The 2,051-nt window shown below is 35.0% G+C and carries 2 protein-coding genes; both read left to right on the forward strand.

The window, feature by feature from the left end:
• Window positions 1-409 precede the first annotated feature (409 nt).
• Window positions 410-1,255: an orotidine-5'-phosphate decarboxylase gene (gene pyrF / locus ACFIKE_RS09845; RefSeq protein ID WP_375626423.1), complete on the forward strand. Its 846-nt coding sequence runs from the start codon at window positions 410-412 to the stop codon at window positions 1,253-1,255.
• 533 nt (window positions 1,256-1,788) lie between these two features.
• A partial coding sequence (locus ACFIKE_RS09850) for an ATP phosphoribosyltransferase regulatory subunit (RefSeq protein WP_375649649.1) occupies window positions 1,789-2,051 on the forward strand: 263 nt, incomplete at its 3' end.

The raw sequence follows: 2,051 nt of genomic DNA on the forward strand, positions 1-2,051 counted from the left end.
GTTTCCATGTTTTATCTCCTTGAATATGCTGGAGATACAATGTCTTTTTGCCAATTATGTTCCAAAAGTGGTAAATAGCCGATAAAAAGGACAGAAAACATCGAAAACAAGACGGTGATCATCATGGTAGGGCATTTTCTTTTAAAACTTTTGTTTAAAGCACGTTCATAGAGAGTTTTTGTTGATCATAAAAAAGGGGTGTAAAAACGACAAGGCACGCTATTGGGATTTATGAGTTCATTGAACAAAATAATATGGATGTTTTTTTTGTTTATATTCTTTCACAAATAAAAGCACACTTTGTATAGAGAGCTCTTTCTTTGTGTTTTCAGCATTGTATTCTTTTGACAAATGCTTTTCTTTTTGATTGTATCAAAAAGTTTAAAGACAGACCGTGTTAGGATATAAAATGTTTTGTTCAGCTTTTTTTAAAAATAGTGAGAAATATGGACCGCTTTGTGTTGGTTTTGATCCGAGTCATAAAGTTTTGCAATCATGGAATTTAAGCTGTGATTATAAAGGTCTAAAAGATTTTTGTGATATTCTCTTAGCAGCGGTTGTGGGTAAAGTGGGGATGATAAAACCTCAAGCCGCATTTTTTGAGTTATATGGGGTGGAAGGGCTTCAAATTCTCAAAGAGCTTATTGAAAATGCACAGGCACAAGGTTTGTTGGTTCTCGTTGATACGAAAAGAGGGGATATTGGCTCTACCGCTGAGGCTTACGGTAAAGCTTGGCTTGGTTCAAGCAGTGCGTTTAAAGCAGATGCTATAACAGTCAATCCTTTTTTAGGATTTGATGCTCTCATTCCTTTAATAAAGATTGCAGAAGAAACAAAAACGGCTGTTTTTATGGTTGTTCAATCTTCGAATCCAGAGGGAAGGCACATTCGAAATGCGCGCATTGGTGATCAAACAGTTTCTGTTCATTTGGCACAGCGTATTTTTGAATATAATAGCCAATCTTCAAGTCAATATCATCATGTTGGTCCTATTGGGGCAGTGATTGGAGCAACATTGGGCAATGAAGCAAAAGATACAATCGAACAGTTAGAAAATAACTTATTTCTCGTTCCTGGTATTGGGGCTCAAGGGGGAACAATAACACAATTAACTCAGCAGTTTCCTCAAAGGCTATGGCAGAATCTTATTCCTTCCATTTCAAGATCGATTACACAGGTTGGTCGAAATAGTGTTGATTTAAAAAATGTTATTCATGATTTTGCCGAGCAATCTAAAAATACGCTTCTATCTTAAAGTTTTTTGCTAAGTTATCAAAGAAAAAAAGCTCTTATAAAAGAAGGGGGCTTATCAAATTTTAAGTCAGATACTTCTTTCAAAAAGTGATTTGCTTTATCTAAAGTCAAGAGTTATTTTTGATCTTTTCAAAAAGTGTTCATATATTTCTTATTTTCTGTTGGGATTGGGAGGATCAAATACGGAAAGCAAATGTTTGAAAAAAAATGCAGAAATCTTGGAAATATATGAAAAATTGCTTCAAGGAAGACAAGATAAAGGAAGAAAATGCAAGGAATACCTGAACAGTGCTAAAAGATGAGGCATAAGAGGGCTTGGAGAGTGTATTCGTTTTGGGAACATTTTAGTTTAAGGGCTATGATTCATCTTACAGGATAAACTCTTTTAGAATATCGCTTTATAAGGATATTGTTTTTGTAAAATAAAAGACTCTAACATGTTATTAAAAGTTTTTAGATTGATAAAGTCATTGCAGCGTTGGTTTCTATGGGATAATGGTTATTCGTGAACACATATTGTTGCTAGAGAATAACATGTCATTGAAACAAGAAAAAACCAAAGCCCGTTTACCCCGTGGTTTTGTGGATCGTACAAGTGCACAGTTGTATGCAACTGAAACAATGATTACAAAAATTCGTGAAGTTTATGAACTTTACGGCTTCGAGGCACTGGAAACACCAATTTTTGAATATACGGATGTCTTGGGTAAGTTTTTACCTGATGAAGATCGTCCAAATGCGGGCGTTTTTTCGCTACAAGATGATGATGAGCAATGGATGTCTTTGCGCTATGATCT

The sequence above is a fragment of the Bartonella sp. MU70NMGDW genome, from assembly GCF_042194085.1.
Classification (GTDB): Bacteria; Pseudomonadota; Alphaproteobacteria; order Rhizobiales; family Rhizobiaceae; genus Bartonella; species Bartonella grahamii.